17 protein-coding genes are annotated in these 16,870 nt (G+C 63.9%); 3 read left to right on the forward strand and 14 right to left on the reverse strand.

Annotation, left to right across the window (positions count from 1 at the left end):
* Positions 1-3: 3 nt before the first annotated feature.
* Positions 4-1,173, reverse strand: a complete 1,170-nt coding sequence (locus CKO11_RS05080) for a putative peptidoglycan glycosyltransferase FtsW (RefSeq protein WP_223633704.1) — start codon at positions 1,171-1,173, stop codon at positions 4-6.
* Positions 1,174-1,384: 211 nt separating this feature from the next.
* On the opposite strand from CKO11_RS05080, the gene CKO11_RS05085 reads away from it, so the two are divergent.
* Positions 1,385-2,314, forward strand: a complete 930-nt coding sequence (locus CKO11_RS05085; RefSeq protein WP_223633705.1) for an L-lactate dehydrogenase — start codon at positions 1,385-1,387, stop codon at positions 2,312-2,314.
* A complete protein-coding gene (gene chrA / locus CKO11_RS05090; RefSeq protein ID WP_223633707.1) occupies positions 2,311-3,423 on the forward strand; it encodes a chromate efflux transporter in 1,113 nt (370 codons plus the stop codon). Before CKO11_RS05085 ends, chrA begins: the two co-directional genes overlap by 4 nt.
* On the opposite strand, the gene CKO11_RS05095 is transcribed toward chrA, so the two are convergent.
* The 12 genes from CKO11_RS05095 to CKO11_RS05150 form a co-directional block, all read right to left on the reverse strand.
* Positions 3,420-3,899: a hypothetical protein gene (locus CKO11_RS05095; protein ID WP_223633709.1), complete on the reverse strand. Its 480-nt coding sequence runs from the start codon at positions 3,897-3,899 to the stop codon at positions 3,420-3,422. The genes chrA and CKO11_RS05095 overlap by 4 nt on opposite strands.
* A gap of 103 nt (positions 3,900-4,002) precedes the next feature.
* A complete protein-coding gene (locus CKO11_RS05100) occupies positions 4,003-4,461 on the reverse strand; it encodes a GFA family protein (protein ID WP_223633712.1) in 459 nt (152 codons plus the stop codon).
* A gap of 18 nt (positions 4,462-4,479) precedes the next feature.
* Entirely contained in the window at positions 4,480-5,880 is a 1,401-nt protein-coding gene (murD, locus tag CKO11_RS05105; RefSeq protein WP_223633715.1) for a UDP-N-acetylmuramoyl-L-alanine--D-glutamate ligase, read from the reverse strand.
* Between the two features lie 177 nt (positions 5,881-6,057).
* Positions 6,058-6,414: a hypothetical protein gene (locus CKO11_RS05110; protein WP_223633718.1), complete on the reverse strand. Its 357-nt coding sequence runs from the start codon at positions 6,412-6,414 to the stop codon at positions 6,058-6,060.
* A 27-nt stretch (positions 6,415-6,441) separates the two neighbouring features.
* Positions 6,442-7,524: a phospho-N-acetylmuramoyl-pentapeptide-transferase gene (gene mraY / locus CKO11_RS05115; protein ID WP_223633721.1), complete on the reverse strand. Its 1,083-nt coding sequence runs from the start codon at positions 7,522-7,524 to the stop codon at positions 6,442-6,444.
* Positions 7,524-8,975, reverse strand: a complete 1,452-nt coding sequence (locus CKO11_RS05120) for a UDP-N-acetylmuramoyl-tripeptide--D-alanyl-D-alanine ligase (protein ID WP_223633724.1) — start codon at positions 8,973-8,975, stop codon at positions 7,524-7,526. Before CKO11_RS05120 ends, mraY begins: the two co-directional genes overlap by 1 nt.
* 2 nt (positions 8,976-8,977) lie before the next feature.
* Entirely contained in the window at positions 8,978-10,462 is a 1,485-nt protein-coding gene (locus CKO11_RS05125; RefSeq protein ID WP_223633726.1) for a UDP-N-acetylmuramoyl-L-alanyl-D-glutamate--2,6-diaminopimelate ligase, read from the reverse strand.
* Positions 10,463-10,576: 114 nt separating this feature from the next.
* Complete coding sequence (locus CKO11_RS05130) at positions 10,577-12,379, reverse strand: peptidoglycan D,D-transpeptidase FtsI family protein (protein WP_223633729.1); 1,803 nt, start codon at positions 12,377-12,379, stop codon at positions 10,577-10,579.
* Positions 12,376-12,747, reverse strand: coding sequence for a cell division protein FtsL (locus CKO11_RS05135; protein WP_223633731.1), 372 nt, complete (start codon positions 12,745-12,747; stop codon positions 12,376-12,378). Before CKO11_RS05135 ends, CKO11_RS05130 begins: the two co-directional genes overlap by 4 nt.
* Complete coding sequence (gene rsmH, locus CKO11_RS05140) at positions 12,744-13,760, reverse strand: 16S rRNA (cytosine(1402)-N(4))-methyltransferase RsmH (protein WP_223633734.1); 1,017 nt, start codon at positions 13,758-13,760, stop codon at positions 12,744-12,746. The genes CKO11_RS05135 and rsmH overlap by 4 nt, the downstream gene beginning before the upstream one ends.
* Position 13,761: 1 nt before the next feature.
* A complete protein-coding gene (mraZ, locus tag CKO11_RS05145; protein ID WP_223634278.1) occupies positions 13,762-14,250 on the reverse strand; it encodes a division/cell wall cluster transcriptional repressor MraZ in 489 nt (162 codons plus the stop codon).
* A 714-nt stretch (positions 14,251-14,964) separates the two neighbouring features.
* The gene (locus CKO11_RS05150) at positions 14,965-15,624 is read right to left on the reverse strand and encodes a peptidoglycan-binding domain-containing protein (protein WP_223633738.1); all 660 of its coding nucleotides are present in this window, start codon (positions 15,622-15,624) and stop codon (positions 14,965-14,967) included.
* Between the two features lie 179 nt (positions 15,625-15,803).
* Here CKO11_RS05150 and fdxE point away from each other — a divergent pair, with 179 nt between their 5' ends.
* Positions 15,804-16,127, forward strand: coding sequence for a ferredoxin FdxE (gene fdxE, locus CKO11_RS05155; RefSeq protein ID WP_223633749.1), 324 nt, complete (start codon positions 15,804-15,806; stop codon positions 16,125-16,127).
* Positions 16,128-16,187: 60 nt separating this feature from the next.
* Here fdxE and CKO11_RS05160 read toward each other — a convergent pair whose 3' ends face one another.
* On the reverse strand, positions 16,188-16,787 hold the full coding sequence (locus tag CKO11_RS05160; RefSeq protein WP_223633752.1) for an HNH endonuclease: 600 nt from the start codon (positions 16,785-16,787) through the stop codon (positions 16,188-16,190).
* Between the last annotated feature and the right edge of the window lie 83 nt (positions 16,788-16,870).

The following is a 16,870-nucleotide window of genomic DNA, read 5'->3' on the forward strand; positions in this document are numbered from 1 at the left end:
CCCTTAGCCGTTCGTTCGGGTGCCGAGAATGCGGGCAATCTCATGCTTGGGGCGGGTGCGGGTCAGCGCCAGCAGAAACCCCAGCGCAATGCCCGAGGCAATGACCGACGAGCCGCCATAGCTGACAAAGGGCAGCGTCATCCCCTTGGCCGGCAAAAGCCGCACGGCAACGCCCATATTGATAAGCGCCTGCACCCCAAAGGCGAAGGCCAGCCCGGTGCCCGCGATCCGCACGAACGGGTCTTGCTCGCGGGTGACGCGCGCGATCGAACGCAGCACCACCGTGGCATAAAGCGCGATGATCACCAAAACGAGGATTAGCCCGTATTCTTCGGCGGCCACTGCAATGATGAAATCGGTATGCGCATCGGGCAGCGACCATTTCACCGAGCCTTGCCCCACGCCCACGCCAAAGAAACCGCCTTCTTGGATCGCATTGGTGGCATAGCCAATCTGGGTGCGTGGATCGATATCGGCGCTTAGAAAGCCATTGATCCGGCGCGCCACATGTTCCGACATATTATAGGCGAAGACGCCGCCCACCGCGCTTAGCCCCGCCGTGGCGGCCAAGGGCAGGATCGGCGCGCCCGACACGAAATACATCACCATCCAGGCAAACAGCACCAGCGACGCCTGGCCGAAATCGGGTTGCAGCGCCAGCGTGACAACGATCACCGCGGTCAGAACAAAGGAATAAAGCCGTCCGGGCGGTCCGGCGACCTCTTGGCTGGCGGCCATGAACCACGCGCCCACGATGACGAAGCCGGGTTTGAGAAATTCCGACGGCTGCACCGAAGCAAAGCCAAGCGAAATCCAACGCACCGCGCCCTTGCCGAAATCGGTGCCGATGATCGGCAGCGCCATCAAGGTGATAAAGGCGCCCAAAAAGCCGATCACGCCGATGCGGCGCACCTGTTGCGGGCTTAAAAGCGACAGCCCCAGCATGATGATCAGCGCAATCGTGCCAAACAGCGCCTGTTTCTTCACATAGAAAAACGGTGCCAGCCCATTCTTTTCGGCCAGCGGCACCGAGGCGGCAAAGCCCAAAAGCATGCCAACGCCAAACAGCGCCAAAACCGCCGCCAAAACCCATTTGTCGATTGTGCGCCACCAACGTGGCAAAACTGCATCCGTCGCCCGCACGGGGACGGTGCCAAAAACCATTTCCGTCATGGCAATACTGCCCTTGCTGCCTCTGATCGCCCGGTGACCGGATCTTGCGTCAAGTTTAGCCCAACTTGTCAGCGGTGCCTAGGGAAAAGGCAGTGCTGCGCCGCGCGCAAAAGAGAGTCGATCGGAACCGCGCGCCGCAATAGCGGTTTTCCTTTGCAAAACGGGGTGCCATGCTGGCGCTATCACGCAAAGACACCAAGGGAGTTTCGTTATGAAAGTGGGCATCGTAGGCGCGGGCATGGTGGGCTCGGCGGCGGGCTTTGCCATCGCGATGCGCGGCGCCGCCTCCGAGGTGGTGTTTGTCGATCGCAACATGGCGCTGGCACGCGCGCAGCAAGAAGATATCCACCATGCCGTGCCCTTTGCCGAAGGCTGTCGTCTGGGCGCGGGGGATTACGACTGCCTTGCGGGCGCGGGGATCGTGATCTTGGCCGCCGGGGTCGCGCAAAAGCCCGGCGAAAGCCGGCTCAGCCTGTTGGCGCGCAATGCCGATGTCTTTGCCGAGGTCATAGGCAAGGTTCGCGCCCATGCGCCCGAGGCGCTTCTGGTCGTTGCCTCCAACCCCGTCGACATCATGACCGAGGTGGCGCAGCGCGCCTCTGGCTTGCCCCCCGAACGGGTGATCGGCACCGGCACGCTGCTGGACACGGCGCGGTTTCGCACGCTGGTGGCGGGGCATCTGGGGGTGTCGTCGCATTCGGTGCACGGGTTTGTGCTGGGCGAGCATGGCGATAGCGAAGTTCTGGCGTGGTCCAGCGCGCGGGTGGGCGCCGAACCGCTTGACCGGATCGCGGTGCAACTGGGTGTCGAGATCACCGAAGAGGTGCGCGCTAAGATTGACGAAGGCGTGCGCCGCGCCGCCTATCGCATCATCGAGGGCAAAGGGGCGACATGGTATGGCATCGGCGCCGGGCTGGCGCGGCTGGTGCTGGCGATCCGCGACGATCAGCGCGCCGTGCTGTCGCTGTCGATCCGCACCCCGCATGTGGCCGGGGTTGAGGATGTGGCGGTCAGCCTGCCGCGCGTGGTGGGCGCGGCAGGGGTGGTCTCGACCCTTGTGCCCTCGCTTGATCCGCCCGAATGGGAGGCGCTGCACCGCTCTGCCGCGCTGCTTAAAGACAGCACCAAGGGCCTGTGGTGAGGGCGGTTTTCACCGCATTCGCGCGGCTGGGGCTGACCAGTTTCGGCGGCCCATCCGCACATATCGGCTATTTTCACCGCGTCTTCGTGGCGCAACAACGATGGCTGTCCGAAACCCGCTTTGCCGAGGCGCTGGGGCTCGCGCAATTTCTGCCCGGCCCCGCTTCGTCACAATTGGGGCTGTTCATCGGGCTTGCGCGCGCGGGCGCTCCGGGGGCCTTGGCCGCTTTTGCGGGCTTCACCCTGCCCTCGGCCCTGCTGATGGGGCTCGCGGGGGGCTTGGCGCTACACCTGCCCGAAACCGGGCCCTTGGCCGGGGCGCTGGCCGGGTTGATTTTGGTTGCCTTGGCCGTGGTGGCGCAGGCCGTCGCGACCATGGCGCGCAGCCTGTGCCCCGACACACCGCGCCGGGTTCTGGCGGGGCTGGCGCTGCTGATCCTTGTGCTTTGGTCGCAAACGGCGCTGCAAATGGCGGTGATCGCCGGGGCCGCGCTGATCGGCGCCTTTTCGCCCGAACCCGAGGCGGCAAGCGGCAGTGCAGAACCCGCCCCGCCGCACAGCCTTGCGTTGGGTCTGGGTCTTTTTGCCTTGTGCCTGCTGCTGGCCACCCTGCCCCTTGCGCGGCCCTATCTGGCGGCAGGCGCGCTTGTTTTTGGCGGCGGGCATGTGGTCTTGCCGCTTTTGCAAGAAAGTCTGGGGGCCTTGGTGGGCGAGGCGCGCTTTTTGGCCGGTTACGGGCTGGCACAGGCGATGCCCGGGCCGCTTTTCACCTTCGCCACCTATCTGGGCGCGGCGCAGGCGGGGCTTTGGGGTGCGATTGTCGCCACGCTCGCGATTTTCGCCCCCGGTTTTGCGCTGCTGACACTCGCCCTGCCGCTTTGGGCACGGCTGCGCCGCTTTCGCCGGTTGCGCGGCGCGGTGGCGGGGGTGAACGCCGCCGTGGTAGGGCTACTTGGGGCCGCATGGGTCACACAACTCGCCCCGCATGGGGTCGAAAGTTGGCCCGCAGCCGCCCTCTCCACGCTTTTGCTAACACTGGTTTTTCTGACCAAACTGCCGCCCGTGGCGCTGGTTGCGCTTGGCGGCACGCTTGGGGCGGTGGTGCTTTAACTTTGGCAATCCTCCAGCGGCACATGTCGCGTGGTCGAAATCAGGTGAAAGCCCCGCGCATCCAGCGTCCATTCGCCAATCATGCAAATGCCAGTGTCCCACGGTCCTTCGATCCAGGTGGTTTTAAGCAGGGCGCTATCGGCCCGGTAGTAGTAACGCGCATTCAACTGCCGCTCGCCGCTCACCGGGGCATCCATGATCGCGCCGCTGGTCAGATCGATCACAAAGGCCATCACGCAGCCCGTGCCGCAGCCCATTTCGTAAAGCACATAGTTGCCCGCGTAATTGGCCCCGCCCTGCGCGGCCTCACCCAGCCGGGTGCGAAACATCGAATAGGCGCTTTGCGCGCCCGCGAAATCGGGCATCACCGCTTGGCCGGTATAAATGTCCACCGGGTGATCGGCAAAGCTGTCCGCCCCGGCGGGGCCACCCGCAAACGCCAACGCGGCCAGCGCGGCCCCAAAAATCTGTTTCATCTGCACAGCCTTATCCGTTCGGAATAATACAGATTTTCTTTGCCTTGGCGCACAAGCTGTCAAGCGCGCCCGGCGCGGCCAAACGGCACGTTTGGCCAAAGGTTTACTTGCCCAAAACCGCCTTGCGCCGCGCCAGCGATGCTTCGGACCACAAATCGGCGCTGCGGTAATAGCCGTCAAAGGCGGGCATCCCGGCCCCAAGCTCCACCCAAGGCTGCTTGGTGGAAATGAAGATATGCGCATCGGGCGGGCACGCGGCGGGGTCGGCCATGGTGCCCACGCGGACAAAGGCGATCTTGCGCCCCGCGCCGCCGTAATGGCTGAAAATCGCCACCTGACAATGGGCGCAGCGCGCCACCTCTTGCCCTTTGCCCGAGGCCGAGGGCGTCATCACATAGTCAACCGCCCCGGTGACCTCTAACCGGTCCGTTTCGATCATCGCATTCACGGCAAAGGCCGATCCGGTCTCGCGCTGGCACCACGTGCAATGGCAACAATGAACGATCATTGGCGCGTCCAACAGCCGATAGCGCAGCGCGCCGCAGGTGCAGCTTCCCTCCATCATCCCCTCCCAAAGATGTCAGTCGGGCAAAGCCTGCACCAGTTCGGTAAAATGGTCACCCCGTTTTTCGAAATTGGGATATTGGTCGAAACTTGCCGCTGCCGGGGCTAACAGCACGGTATCGCCTGCCTCGGCCTCTGCCGCGGCGCGAGCGACGGCGGCCTCCATCGTTTCGCAAATCTCGTGGTCAAGGGGGGCAAGTTCCAGCGCAAAATCCCGCGCCGAATGGCCGATGAAATAGGCTTTCTTCACCGCGCCAAGGCTGGGTTTCAGCGCCGCAACGCCGCCCTCTTTGCCCATGCCGCCCACGATCCAGCGGATATTCAAAAATGCCTCCAGCGCTTTGGCGGCGCTGTCGACATTGGTGGCTTTGCTGTCATTGACAAACCGCACGCCGCGCTTTTCGGCCACGGTTTGGCTGCGATGCGGCAGCCCGCCAAAGCTATGAAACGCCTCTTCGATCAGCTTCGGGGCCAGCCCAAGGCTGCGCACCGCCGCATAGGCCGCGCAGGCGTTTTGGTGGTTATGCGCGCCGGGCAAGCCGGTGATCGCCCGCAGATCGATCGAGGCCACCTGCCGCCCCTTGCGCCATTCGGCCAAGAAGCCCTTGCGCGCAAACACCGACCAACCGTAATCGCCCAGCTTGCGCGCGACAGAGACGCGGATCAGCCGATCATCTTCGCGCCCCATGGCGATTTGATTGGCCAGATACACCCCCTCGGGCTCATCTACGCCGATCACCGCGCGATCCGGCCCGCCCTCGGCAAAAAGCCGACGCTTCGCCGCGAAATAGCCGCCAATGCCGCCGTGCCGGTCCAAATGATCGGGCGACAGGTTGGTGAAGACCGCGATATCGGGGGTCAGCGCGCGGGCCAGATCGGTTTGGTAGCTCGACAATTCCAGCACCACCACCTCGCCCTCGACCGCTGGATCGATATCCAGCACCCCGCGCCCGATATTGCCCGCCACCTGCGTGGGCCGCCCGGCGTGCTGCAAAATATGGTGGATCAGCGCCGTGGTGGTGGATTTGCCATTTGAGCCGGTCACGCAAATGGTGCGCGGCGCGACCTCGAAATCATCCCAAGCCTCGGTCGCCCAAGAGCGGAAGAAGAGGCCGATGTCATTATCGACCGGCACCCCCGCCGCCATCGCCGCCGCAATCACCGGATTGGGGCGCGGGTAAAGATGCGGGATACCGGGCGATGTGATCAGACAGGAAATCCCATCAAACGCCCCTTGGCGCGTCAGATCGGAGCAGGTGAAACCCGCCGCCTCCGCCTTGGCGCGCGCCTCGGGGCTGTCATCCCACAAAACGGGCTCTGCGCCACCGGCCTGAAGGGCTGCCGCCGCCGCAAGACCAGACCGGCCCAGCCCCAACACCGCGACCTTTGCGCCCTCAAAGCCCTGAACCGGAATCATTTTATGCCCTCGCCGTTGGATGTGGGCCGCGCACGGCCCGCCCTTCCGAGATATTTGAGCCAAGATGAAAGGGAAAGCCCTTCCCGCCCCAACGCCCCTTCTGACACAGGTCAGGCAAAGAAAAACCCCGCCCCTGACGGATCAGGGCGCGGGGTCGGAAGGCCGGTTGGCTCTGGATCAGGCGCGCTTTTTCAGGCCCGGGCCAAGGATACCGACAAAGCCAAAGACGACGGCCAGCGCGATCACCAAGGGCGTCAGCCCCGGCTGCATCATCGCAAAGATCAGCGCGACAAGGTCCAGCGCGAGCAGGAAGACCCAGATCGCCATGCGCGCGCGCTCGGGCGTCATCTTGCGGTCATCGGCGCCCACCATGACATCCAGCAGACGGCACAAAGCCAAAAGGCCGATGGTCAGCGCAACGACCGGGCCCCAGCCCAGCGTCAGATTGCTCATCCCCGACAGATCGGCGAAGAGAACAAGAAACGGCAGCATCAGCGCCGTGATTTTCAGCGGGTCGGTGAAGTTCTTGATCATGCGGGGTCCGTCCTTCCTTTCAAAGGGTTACCTGACCTTCAACGTGGCAAGACCGATAAGCGCAAGGATCAGGGAAATGATCCAGAAACGGATCACGATTTGCGGTTCGGCCCAGCCCTTCTTTTCGAAGTGGTGGTGAATGGGTGCCATCAAAAACACCCGTTTTCCGGTGGCCTTGAAGTAAGCCACCTGAATGATGACGCTCAGCGCCTCGACGACGAACAGCCCGCCGACGATGCCCAGAACAAGCTCGTGCTTGGTGCAAACGGCAATCGCGCCCAAAGCGCCGCCCAGTGCCAAAGAGCCGGTATCGCCCATGAAAACCGCCGCTGGCGGCGCGTTATACCAGAGGAACCCAAGCCCCCCGCCGATCAGCGCGGCGGTGAAGACAAACAACTCCCCAGTGCCCGGCACGAAATGCACGCCCAGATATTGGGTAAAGTCGGTGCGGCCCACCACATAGGCGATAGAGCCCAAAGTGCCCGCCGCAATCATCACCGGCATGATCGCCAGACCATCCAGGCCATCGGTCAGGTTCACGGCGTTCGCGGCGCCCACAATGACAAACATGCCGAAGGGAATGAAAAAGAGCCCCAGATTGATCAGCGTATCCTTGAAGACCGGCAAAGCGAGTTGCCATGCCAGATCATCGGGATGCACCAGCGCCGCCAAAAGTGACGCCGCCGCCGCCAAGGCCAGCCCCAAAGCCATGCGGGTGCGCCCGCTTACGCCCTTGGTGTTTTGCTTGGTGACCTTGGCATAATCATCGGCAAAGCCAATCGCGGCATAGCCATAGGTCACGCCCAGCACGATCCAGACATAGGCCTCATCCAGCCGCGCCCACAAAAGCGTGGAAACCAGCAGCGCCGACAGGATCAGCAAGCCCCCCATGGTGGGCGTGCCCGCCTTGGCCAAGTGGCCTTCGGGCCCGTCGTCGCGGATCGGCTGGCCTTTGCCCTGTTTGCGGCGCAGCGCATCGATCAGCGGGCGCCCGAACAAAAAGCCGAACAGAAGCGCGGTGAAGAATGCCCCCCCGGCCCGGAAGGTGATGTAGCGGAACAGGTTGAAGAAATCGCCCCCGTCCGAAAGATTGGCGAGCCAGTAAAGCATTACTCTTTTCCCTTGAAAGCTTCCGCCGCGCCCGGTTGACCCAGTTTGCGCAACGCGTCAACCACGAGGCTGACCTTCGAACCTTTCGAGCCCTTCACCAGCACCACATCTCCCGCATCTACGAGGTGGGGGGCACGCGCGGCGAGATCCTTGGCGGATTCGAACCACTCCCCCCGTTGGTCGCGCGGCAAAGCCTCGAACATCTGTTTCATTCTGGGGCCCGCCGCGTGTATCACGTCGATTATTGCCATTGCGGGATGTTCGGCAATTGCGGCATGGAGCCGCCCCTCCTCGGCGCCCAGCTCCAGCATATCCCCCAAAATCGCGACGCGGCGCCCCCGATGGACCCGGCCCACGCCATCGCGCGGGGTCTGCCCGGCCAGCACCTCCAGCCCCGCCGCCATCGAGGCGGGGTTGGCGTTGAACGCATCGTCGAAAAGATCGAAGCTTTGCGCCTCGTCGATGATATCGAGCCAGACCCGCTCGCGCGCCCCGCGCCCTGCAGGCGGCACCCATTGGCCAATATCAAGCGCGGCAATGGCGGGGTCCGCGCCCACCGCACCCGCCAAGGCAAGCACGCCCAAAGCGTTGTTTGCAAAGTGCTTTCCGGGCGACATCACCTTGAACAGCAGCGGCATACCGGCCTGTTCGGCCTGTACGATCGTGGCATCGCCCCGGATCGTCGTGGCACATAACAGGTGGTCTGAGCCGGGCGCAGGCCCAAAGGTAACGACATGGGCGGCCTGCGCGCGCGCGGCCTCCAGCAACAGGTCTGTCACCGGCAAGCCCGTGGGCACCACGGCGGTCCCGCCGGGCTCCAGCCCTTCGAAGATCGCCGCCTTTTCGCGCGCAATCCCTTCGAGGTTTTCAAAGGCTTCCAGATGCGCCGCCGCCACGGTTGTGATCATTGCGGCATGGGGTCGCGCCATCTTGACGAGTGGCAAAATCTCGCCGGGATGGTTCATCCCGATCTCGACCACGGCGAAATTAGCCTCTTGCGGCAGGCGCGCCAGCGTGATCGGCACGCCCCAGTGGTTGTTGAAGCTGGCCTCGGCGGCATGCACGGTGCCTTGGGCCGACAAGACGGCGCGCAGCATTTCCTTGGTGGAGGTTTTGCCCACCGATCCGGTGACCGCGATCACCTGTGCCCGCGCCCGCGCCCGGCCCGCGCGGCCAAGGTCTTCCAGCGCGGACAGCACATCGGGCACGATCAAAAGCGGATCGGCCTCGGTGCAGCCTTCGGGCACCCGGCTGACCAAAGCCGCACAGGCGCCCTTTTTCAGCGCATCGGCCACAAAATCATGCCCATCGCGCACATCCTTCAGCGCCACGAACAGATCGCCGGGCCGGATCGAGCGGGTGTCGATCGAAAGTCCCGTCGCCGCGAAAGCCTTGGTCGCGCGGCCCCCGGTGGCGGTGGCCGCGTCGTCCGATGTCCATAAAACTGCCATTTTCAGATCACCCCATCCAGCGCAGCCACGGCAATCGAGGCCTGCTCTGCATCATCAAAGGGGAAGACATCGGCGCCGATCACCTGCCCCCGCTCATGCCCCTTGCCCATGATCAACAGCGCATCGCCCGGCCCCAGCGCATCGACGCCGCGCAAGATGGCCTCGGCCCGGTCGCCGACGTCCAGTGCCTCCGCCCCCGCGCCTTCCATCACCGCCGCGCGAATGCTGGCCGGGTCTTCGGTGCGGGGGTTGTCATCGGTAACGATCACCAGATCGGCATGGGCCGCCGCCGCCGCGCCCATCAGCGGCCGTTTCGTGCGGTCGCGATCCCCGCCTGCGCCGACAATCGCCACCAAGCGCCCCAAAACATGCGGGCGCAGCGCCTTGAGCGCGGTCTCCACCGCATCGGGCGTATGGGCATAATCGACAAAGACCGTGGCCCCATTGGCGCGGGTCGCCGCCAATTGCATCCGCCCCCGCACGGTGGTGAGCTTGGGCAGCGCCTCAAACACCTCGGCCGGTTCCGCCCCACAGGCAATCACCAGCGCGGCCGCGGTCAGCACATTCATCGCCTGAAACCCGCCGATCAGCGGCAGGCGCACCAGTTGCGGCCCGCCCAGATAGAGAAACCGCACATCTTGGCCCGAGGCATCGAAGCGTTGCGCCTGAAGCTGAATTTCGCAGGCATCGGCCCGACCGATCCGCACCACCTTTTGCCCGCGCGCCACCGCCTGCAAGGCCAGATCGGTGCCCTTGGGGTCATCGACATTGATCACCGCGGTGCCATCATCGGGCAGCACCCGGTTGAACAGCCCCGCCTTGGCGTCGAAATAGTCTTCGAAGGTTTCGTGGTAGTCGAGATGGTCTTGGGTGAAATTCGTAAACGCCGCCGCGCGCAGCATCACCCCATCCAAACGCCGCTGCGCCAACCCGTGTGAGCTTGCCTCCATAGCCGCATGGGTCACCCCCGCCGTCGCCATATCGGCCAAAAGCCGGTGCAAGGTGACGGGTTCGGGCGTGGTATGGGCCGAGGGCGCGCTATAGGCCCCTTCGACCCCGGTGGTGCCGATATTGGCGGCTTCATGGCCCAAGGCCTGCCAGATCATCCGGGTAAAGGCCGCGACCGAGGTTTTGCCATTGGTGCCGGTCACCGCCACCATCGTCGCGGGCTGCGCGCCAAAAAACAGCGCCGCCGCACAAGCAAGCGCCAGGCGTGCATCTTCCACAACAACCAGCGCGACCGGGGCATTGGCCAAAAGCGGCTTGGCGATTTCTTCGCCCGCGCGATCGGTCAGCACCGCCACCGCGCCGCGTTCGATCACGCCCTCCAAAAAGGTCGCCCCATGCGCCTTGGTGCCGGGCAGGGCCGCGAACAGATGACCGGGTTTGACAAGGCGGCTGTCGACCGAAAGCCCGCTGACCGAAACATCCTCGCCCGAGCGGGCCGTCAGCCCCAATGCGCTCAATGGCTTCGCTGTAAGGGGCATATCTGGTGTCCTTCTTTCCCGTTTATGCCATTTATCGGGAAGGCGATGCCTGCGTCAACGCGCCCCGCCCCCGCTGAGCGGCGCATGGCCAGCCCGCAAGGTGCCATCGTGCGATCAGTGGCCCGAGGCTTTGACCAGTTGAATGCCCTCAAGCGTTTCGGGCTCCACATCGCTGGGGCGCAGCCCCAAGATCGGCGCGATGCGTCGGATCACCTCGGCCGCCACCGGCACCGCCGTCCAGCCCGCCGTGCGCCGGTTCGCATTGGCGGCAAAAGACGAAGGCTCATCAAGCGTGAGCACCAGCACATATTTCGGGTCCGAAGCCGGAAAGGCCGAGGCAAAGGTGGCAATCACCTTATCGTCATAATAGCCGCCTGTCGGGCGCACCTTATCGGCGGTGCCGGTCTTGCCCGCCACCTCGTAGCCCGGCACATCCGCAAAAGAGGCGGTGCCGCGCGTCACCACTGCGCGCATCATCGCAATCGCGGTGCGCGCCACATCGGGGCGCATCACCTGTTCGCCCGGCGGATGATCGGCGCTGTGGATCAGCGTCGGCGTGACCCGGCGCCCGCCATTGGCAATCGTCGCATAGGCGGCGGCCAAATGCATCGGCGAGGCGGCGATGCCATGACCATAGCCCACCGTCATCGCCGAAAGCTCGGACCATTTCGGCGGCAACAGCGGCCGGCCCACCGAGGCTTCGGACAATTCCACCGGCGTGGTCTGCATGAAGCCCAGCTTTTCCAAAAACTCTTGCTGGCGCTCCGGCCCAATCATCTGCACGATCCGCGCCGTGCCCACGTTAGAGCTTTCGACGATCACATCGGTGACCGAAAGCTCGGGGCCGTAATTGTGGAAATCACGAATGCGGAACTTGCCCCAGACCATGGGCGACTTCGTTTCAACCTTGGTCTCGGGGGTCACCAGACCCAGCTCCAACGCCTGCGCGGCAGCAAAAATCTTGAAGGTGGAGCCCAGCTCATACACCCCCTGCACCGCGCGGTTGAACAGCGGGCTATCCGACGCATCCCCCTTGGTCAGCGGCGCGGGCCGATCATTCGGGTCAAAATCAGGCAGGCTTGCCAGCGCGACAATCTCACCGGTATGGGCCTCCATCACCACGGCCGCCGCGCCCTTGGCATTCATCAGCCGCATGCCGCCCGCCAGCAATTCCTCCAGCGCCTGCTGCACCGTCAGATCAAGCGACAAGGTCAGCGGCGCGCCATTATTGGCCGGATCGCGCAGCCAGCCGTCAAAGGCTTTCTCCACCCCCGCCGTGCCGATGATTTCCGCCGAGGCGACCCCCTCGGTGCCAAAGCGCGCGCCGCCCAACACATGGGCCGCCAGACGCCCGTTGGGGTAAAGGCGCATCTCGCGCGGGCCGAACAACAGACCCGGCTCGCCAATATCATGCACGGCCTGCATCTGTTCGGGCGAGATTTTCTTTTTGATCCAGACGAATTTGCGCGACCCGGTGAAATCTTTGCGCAGCCGCTTGGCATCCAGATCCGGGAAGATGGCGACCAGCTTTTCGACCGTGCCTTCGGGGTCCACCATCATCGGCGGCTGGGCGTAAAGCGCATGCGTTACAAGATTGGTGGCCAGCACCCGGCCTGCACGGTCGGTGATATCGGCGCGCTGTGCCAAGATCGCCGGGGCCGAGGTGCCGCGCTGCGGCTCTTGCGGGGTGGCCGAAGCGATCATGCCCATGCGCAGCCCCACCGCCGAAAAGCAGATCATGAAAATGCCCATGACAAGCCACATCCGCCATTCGGCCTTGGCGCGGGCGGCCTCGCGCCCGGCCTCGCCGCGCGCGCGAATGTTTTCCCGTTCGATCTTGTCGGGATTTTCGCCCTTGGCGCGGGCTTCCAGAATATGCGCCAACGGGCGCAGGGGCTTGCGTGGTGTCGGGGTCATTGCAGATCCTCCTGCCCCCGCGCGGCCACATCAATCGGCGCGCCCAGCCCCATCGCCGCAAAATTGGGCGCCATCTCTTCGGGCTGCGGATAGGCCACCTGCGCGGCGGTGCCGAATTGTTCGGGCGCCAGCGGCAGCAGCTGCAACGAGGCGAAGTTGAGATTGACCAGTTCGCGCAGCCGCTCGGGGCGGTTCAAATAGGCCCATTCGGCATTGAGCACGTTGAGCCCCTCTTGCAGATCGGCGATCTCTTGGTTCAGGCTGCGCAGTTCCGCCAACCGATCCTTGGTGGCGTAATTGACGTGATAGGCCCAGAAGGCGAGCCCCAAAACAACAAGAGCGGCAAGAAGATAGGAGACGGTCTTCATCTGCGGCGATCCCGATATTTATCATCGTAAAAAACAGGGGCGGGTAGGCCCAAAGTGGTGCGATCCGCCCGGCCTGCGGGGGTTTCGGTGCGCGCGCCCACGCGCAAAATGGCCGAACGCGCCCGCGGGTTCTCGGCCAGTTCCTGATCGTCGGGGCCGACCCCCTTGCGGGTCAAAAGCGTGAAAGCGGGGGCTTCGGCCTCGGTCACAGGGGCATACCGATTGCCGCCCCCCGCCCGGCCAGAGCGCGCCTGAAAAAAGCGTTTCACGACGCGATCTTCCAGCGAATGAAAGGTGACAACGGCCAGCTTGCCACCGGGCTTCAGCGCACGTTCGGCGGCCTCCAACCCTTCGATCAACTGGCCGAATTCATCATTCACCGCGATGCGCAGCGCCTGAAAGCTGCGCGTGGCGGGGTGGCTTTGGCCAGGTTTCGGGCGCGGCAGGCAACGTTCCACCGTGGCGACCAATTGCTTGGTCGTCTCGTAAGGCGTGGTTTTCCGCGTCTCGCAGATCGCGCGCGCGATCCGGCGCGAGGCACGCTCTTCGCCATAGTGATACAGAATATCTGCCAGTTCGCCCTCGTCTGCGGTATTGACCAGATCCGCCGCCGAGGGCCCCTCTTGCGACATGCGCATATCGAGCGGGCCATCGCGCAGGAAAGAAAAGCCACGCTCGGCTTGGTCCAACTGCATCGAGGACACCCCAAGGTCGAGCACGATCCCATCCACGCCCTCGGGCGCCTCCGCTTGGGCAACGCTATCCAATTCCGAAAAGGTGCTTTCCACCAGCGTCAGCCGCGCGCCATAATTGCCCCGCCAGCTTGCCGCCATGTCAAACACCAGCGGGTCACGGTCGATGCCGATCACCCGGCCCGCGCCAGCGGCCAAAAGCCCGCGCGTATAGCCGCCCGCGCCAAAGGTGCCATCGATCCATGTGCCAAAGACAGGCGCGACCGCCTCAAGGAGCGGTCGCAGCAAAACGGGCACATGCGGGGCGGTGGCGGGCTCCATCTTAGCCTCCGCTTGCCAACAGGCTCAGCGGGTCGAAATCTTCGCCCACTTCGGCCATCAGTTTTTCGAGCCGCGCCGCATCCACTTCGGCGAAAGTCTCGGGGTTCCAAATCTCAAAGGTTTCGCCCATGCCCGCGAAATAGGCATCTCCCGCCAGCTTGAAACGCTCCCGCAGGTTCGCGGGCAGCACCAAGCGGCCATCTGGGTCAATCTCGGTCGGGTGGGCCTTGTTCAGCACAAAGCGCTGCAAAAGCGCGCGGTTCGGGTCATTGTAAGGGCGCGCGTTGATCGCCTGCGCCAGCTTTTGAAACCCGTTGAACGAATGGACCTGCAACATCTTTTGGCTGTCGGCGCCGTAAACGATGACAAGGCGGGGACGTTTGGTGACAGCGGCTTCCGGGTCGCCTTCTTCAAGTTCACGACGAAACAGGGCGGGGATCGACACGCGTCCCTTGCTGTCCACCTTGAAGGTGTATTCGCCGATGAACATTCCCGCCAAGGCGGTAACTCCTGTCCCGTTCCCCCGCGATGGCCCGTTATGGAAAACGGCGGATCGAGCTGCTGCCACTGCTCGATCCGCCGCCCTCGTCCCATCTCTGGGCTGTCCGGTCTGCACGCGCCACCTGGGGGGATGTCTGCTCGCCCGCGCGCCGGATCTCTTTCGTTCGTGAAGCGGGTGCCTGTATGAAACCTGGCTTTTGCGCCGTGGGGTCTTGGTGCCCCTTGCCCGTCTTCCGTGAACAAGTGATGCCATGGCACAGAGTGGGATTTCAAGGGAAATTTTGGGCAATCATGGAATCTGCGCCCCTGCATGTTGTTTCTGGCGGGCCCCAAACGCAAGAGTTTGTGCCGCGCACGCCCAAAATCTGCGCATAAATTGCGAAGGTATATAAAATGCACACAAGATATGGGAGAGGTAGCACATCCCAGACCGCACCCCATGAAGTGGGGGCATTTCCCATTATTTTGCGGCACAGCATCCGAGAACAGCGCGTCTGACGGCCAAAGCCCCCAGAAAGCCCCCCATTCACACCAAAACACGCTCAGGTGATTCGGTGTGAGGCTGACGGTTTTCGCCAATGTCCCGTGATTTCCCATGCCCCGCGCGCGCCCGCACCCCATGATTTCCCATAGCGTGTCGCCCGCCCCATCGCGGTCATGGCCGAGAAATCGCAACCGGGCCCTGCCCCGCCACGCAGCGCGCTCAGGGGGTGGGATCGACGGGGGCGGGATCGGAGGGCGCGGAACTGCTAGGCGCAGGATCGGTGGGCGCGGGCACGCCCCCCCACCGCACAAGCCCCATTTCCTGCGCCGCGCGCTGCGACAAAACCGGGCTGATGAGGCCGCGCTGCGCCTGATACTGGCGCACGGCCTCTTGGGTCTCGTCGCTCAACAGCCCCGTGATCGGCCCCCTGTAATAGCCCCGCGCCAACAATGCGCGTTGCAAGGTGGCAATCAGCGCAGGCGTCATCTCGGCGGCGCAGACGCGCTGAAACCACATCTTTTCCCCACCCTCGACGATGCGCGCATGGGTGGTGGTGCGATAGCCCGCCGGGCGGGTGACCTCGCCGGTGGTTGGATCGCGTTGCTCGGGCGTGACCAGCACATGTTCGGTGACCGTTTCCACCACGGCGGGGCGGAATTGTTCGGTGAAACAGCCCGGCGTATCGGGCCCCGGCGCCTTGGCCAGCCATTCGCCCGCAAGGGAATCTCTGGGCCCGGCGGCGACAATTTCGGGCGCGTCGTCCGGCGGCACGGGCGTGCTTTGCGGCTCGGCCATCGGCCCACAGCCCGACAAGCCCCACAGCCCGGCCCCCAAAAGCGCCGCGGGCAGAGCAGAAATGGCGAAACGAACGGACGGCATGAAGGTGGGCAGATCCGGCAAACTCAGCTTGCCAGACCCTAACGAGTTTCGCCCGCCCCCGCAAAGACGATCTTGAAACCCCATTTGCAGCAAGGATGCGGCCAAGCGGCGGCTTTCCAAAACCGGCCCATTGCCCTAAACCGGGGGCATCCCGCAGCGCGGCCAGACAAGAGGCGATTATGGCGAAGATCATCTATATCGAACAAAACGGCACCCGGCACGAGATCGAGGTGAAACCGGGCCTGACGGTGATGGAAGGCGCGCGCGACAATGGCGTGCCCGGCATCGATGCCGATTGCGGCGGCGCCTGCGCCTGTTCGACCTGCCATGTCTATGTGGACCCGGATTGGGTGGACCGTCTGCCCAAGCCGCTGCCGACCGAAACCGACATGCTTGATTTCGCCTATGAGCCGAACCCCGAAACCTCGCGACTGACCTGCCAGATCAAGGTGACCCCCGACATGGATGGGCTGGTCGTGCATCTGCCCGAAAAGCAGATCTGATCCAGCAGGCTTGGGCCCCTTCCGGCCCCACATGGCACGGGTGCGCCCAAGCGGCGCGCCCTATGCCTGTAGCTCCGCATCCCAATACAGAAAATCGATCCAGCTTTCGTGCAAATAGCCCGGCGGAAAGCGCCGCCCGATGCGGTGCATATCCTCGGCATTGGGTTCGCGCGCGGGCTGGCGCAGCCGCAGCCCCGAGGCCTTGAGCGATTTATTCGCCTTTTTCAGATTGCACGGGGCACAGGCGGCAACCACGTTTTCCCAGCTTGTCACGCCGCCCTTGGACCGCGGGATCACATGATCGAAGGTCAAATCGCCCTTTGCGCCGCAGTATTGGCAACAAAAACCGTCCCGCAAAAAAAGATTGAAGCGCGTGAAGGCCACGCGCTTCTGGGGTTTGACGAATTCTTTGAGCACGACGACAGAGGGAATACGTATGCTTTGCCTTTGGCTGCGCACGACCTCGTCATATTCGGCCAGGATCGTGACCCGATCCAAACAGACCGCCTTGACCGCCTCTTGCCACGGCCACAGCGAAAGCGGGTAGTAGCTCAGCGGTCGGAAATCGGCATTCAGCACAAGCGCCGGATGACGGCGCAGCGCCGATGGCTCGCGCACGAATTGCTTTCGAAAGTCGCTCCTGTCGCCATGATCGAGCATAAGATGCCCTCCCGCCTGTCGCTTGCGGGCAGCGATGCGGAGAAGCCCCCGCTCCTGCCGTCGTCATAACTATATATGGCGTT

It is taken from the genome of Rhodobacter sp. TJ_12 (assembly GCF_020023995.1).
Lineage (GTDB): Bacteria > Pseudomonadota > Alphaproteobacteria > Rhodobacterales > Rhodobacteraceae > Rhodobacter.

Bases quoted from the DNA above. Each gene is read 5' to 3' on its own strand.
- CKO11_RS05080 (WP_223633704.1), bottom strand. From the start codon at position 1,173: ATGACGGAAATGGTTTTTGGCACCGTCCCCGTGCGGGCGACGGATGCA.
- CKO11_RS05085 (WP_223633705.1), top strand. From the start codon at position 1,385: ATGAAAGTGGGCATCGTAGGCGCGGGCATGGTGGGCTCGGCGGCGGGC.
- CKO11_RS05095 (WP_223633709.1), bottom strand. From the start codon at position 3,899: ATGAAACAGATTTTTGGGGCCGCGCTGGCCGCGTTGGCGTTTGCGGGT.
- CKO11_RS05100 (WP_223633712.1), bottom strand. From the start codon at position 4,461: ATGGAGGGAAGCTGCACCTGCGGCGCGCTGCGCTATCGGCTGTTGGAC.
- murD (WP_223633715.1), bottom strand. From the start codon at position 5,880: ATGATTCCGGTTCAGGGCTTTGAGGGCGCAAAGGTCGCGGTGTTGGGG.
- CKO11_RS05110 (WP_223633718.1), bottom strand. From the start codon at position 6,414: ATGATCAAGAACTTCACCGACCCGCTGAAAATCACGGCGCTGATGCTG.
- mraY (WP_223633721.1), bottom strand. From the start codon at position 7,524: ATGCTTTACTGGCTCGCCAATCTTTCGGACGGGGGCGATTTCTTCAAC.
- CKO11_RS05120 (WP_223633724.1), bottom strand. From the start codon at position 8,975: ATGGCAGTTTTATGGACATCGGACGACGCGGCCACCGCCACCGGGGGC.
- CKO11_RS05125 (WP_223633726.1), bottom strand. From the start codon at position 10,462: ATGCCCCTTACAGCGAAGCCATTGAGCGCATTGGGGCTGACGGCCCGC.
- CKO11_RS05130 (WP_223633729.1), bottom strand. From the start codon at position 12,379: ATGACCCCGACACCACGCAAGCCCCTGCGCCCGTTGGCGCATATTCTG.
- CKO11_RS05135 (WP_223633731.1), bottom strand. From the start codon at position 12,747: ATGAAGACCGTCTCCTATCTTCTTGCCGCTCTTGTTGTTTTGGGGCTC.
- rsmH (WP_223633734.1), bottom strand. From the start codon at position 13,760: ATGGAGCCCGCCACCGCCCCGCATGTGCCCGTTTTGCTGCGACCGCTC.
- mraZ (WP_223634278.1), bottom strand. From the start codon at position 14,250: ATGTTCATCGGCGAATACACCTTCAAGGTGGACAGCAAGGGACGCGTG.
- CKO11_RS05150 (WP_223633738.1), bottom strand. From the start codon at position 15,624: ATGCCGTCCGTTCGTTTCGCCATTTCTGCTCTGCCCGCGGCGCTTTTG.
- fdxE (WP_223633749.1), top strand. From the start codon at position 15,804: ATGGCGAAGATCATCTATATCGAACAAAACGGCACCCGGCACGAGATC.
- CKO11_RS05160 (WP_223633752.1), bottom strand. From the start codon at position 16,787: ATGCTCGATCATGGCGACAGGAGCGACTTTCGAAAGCAATTCGTGCGC.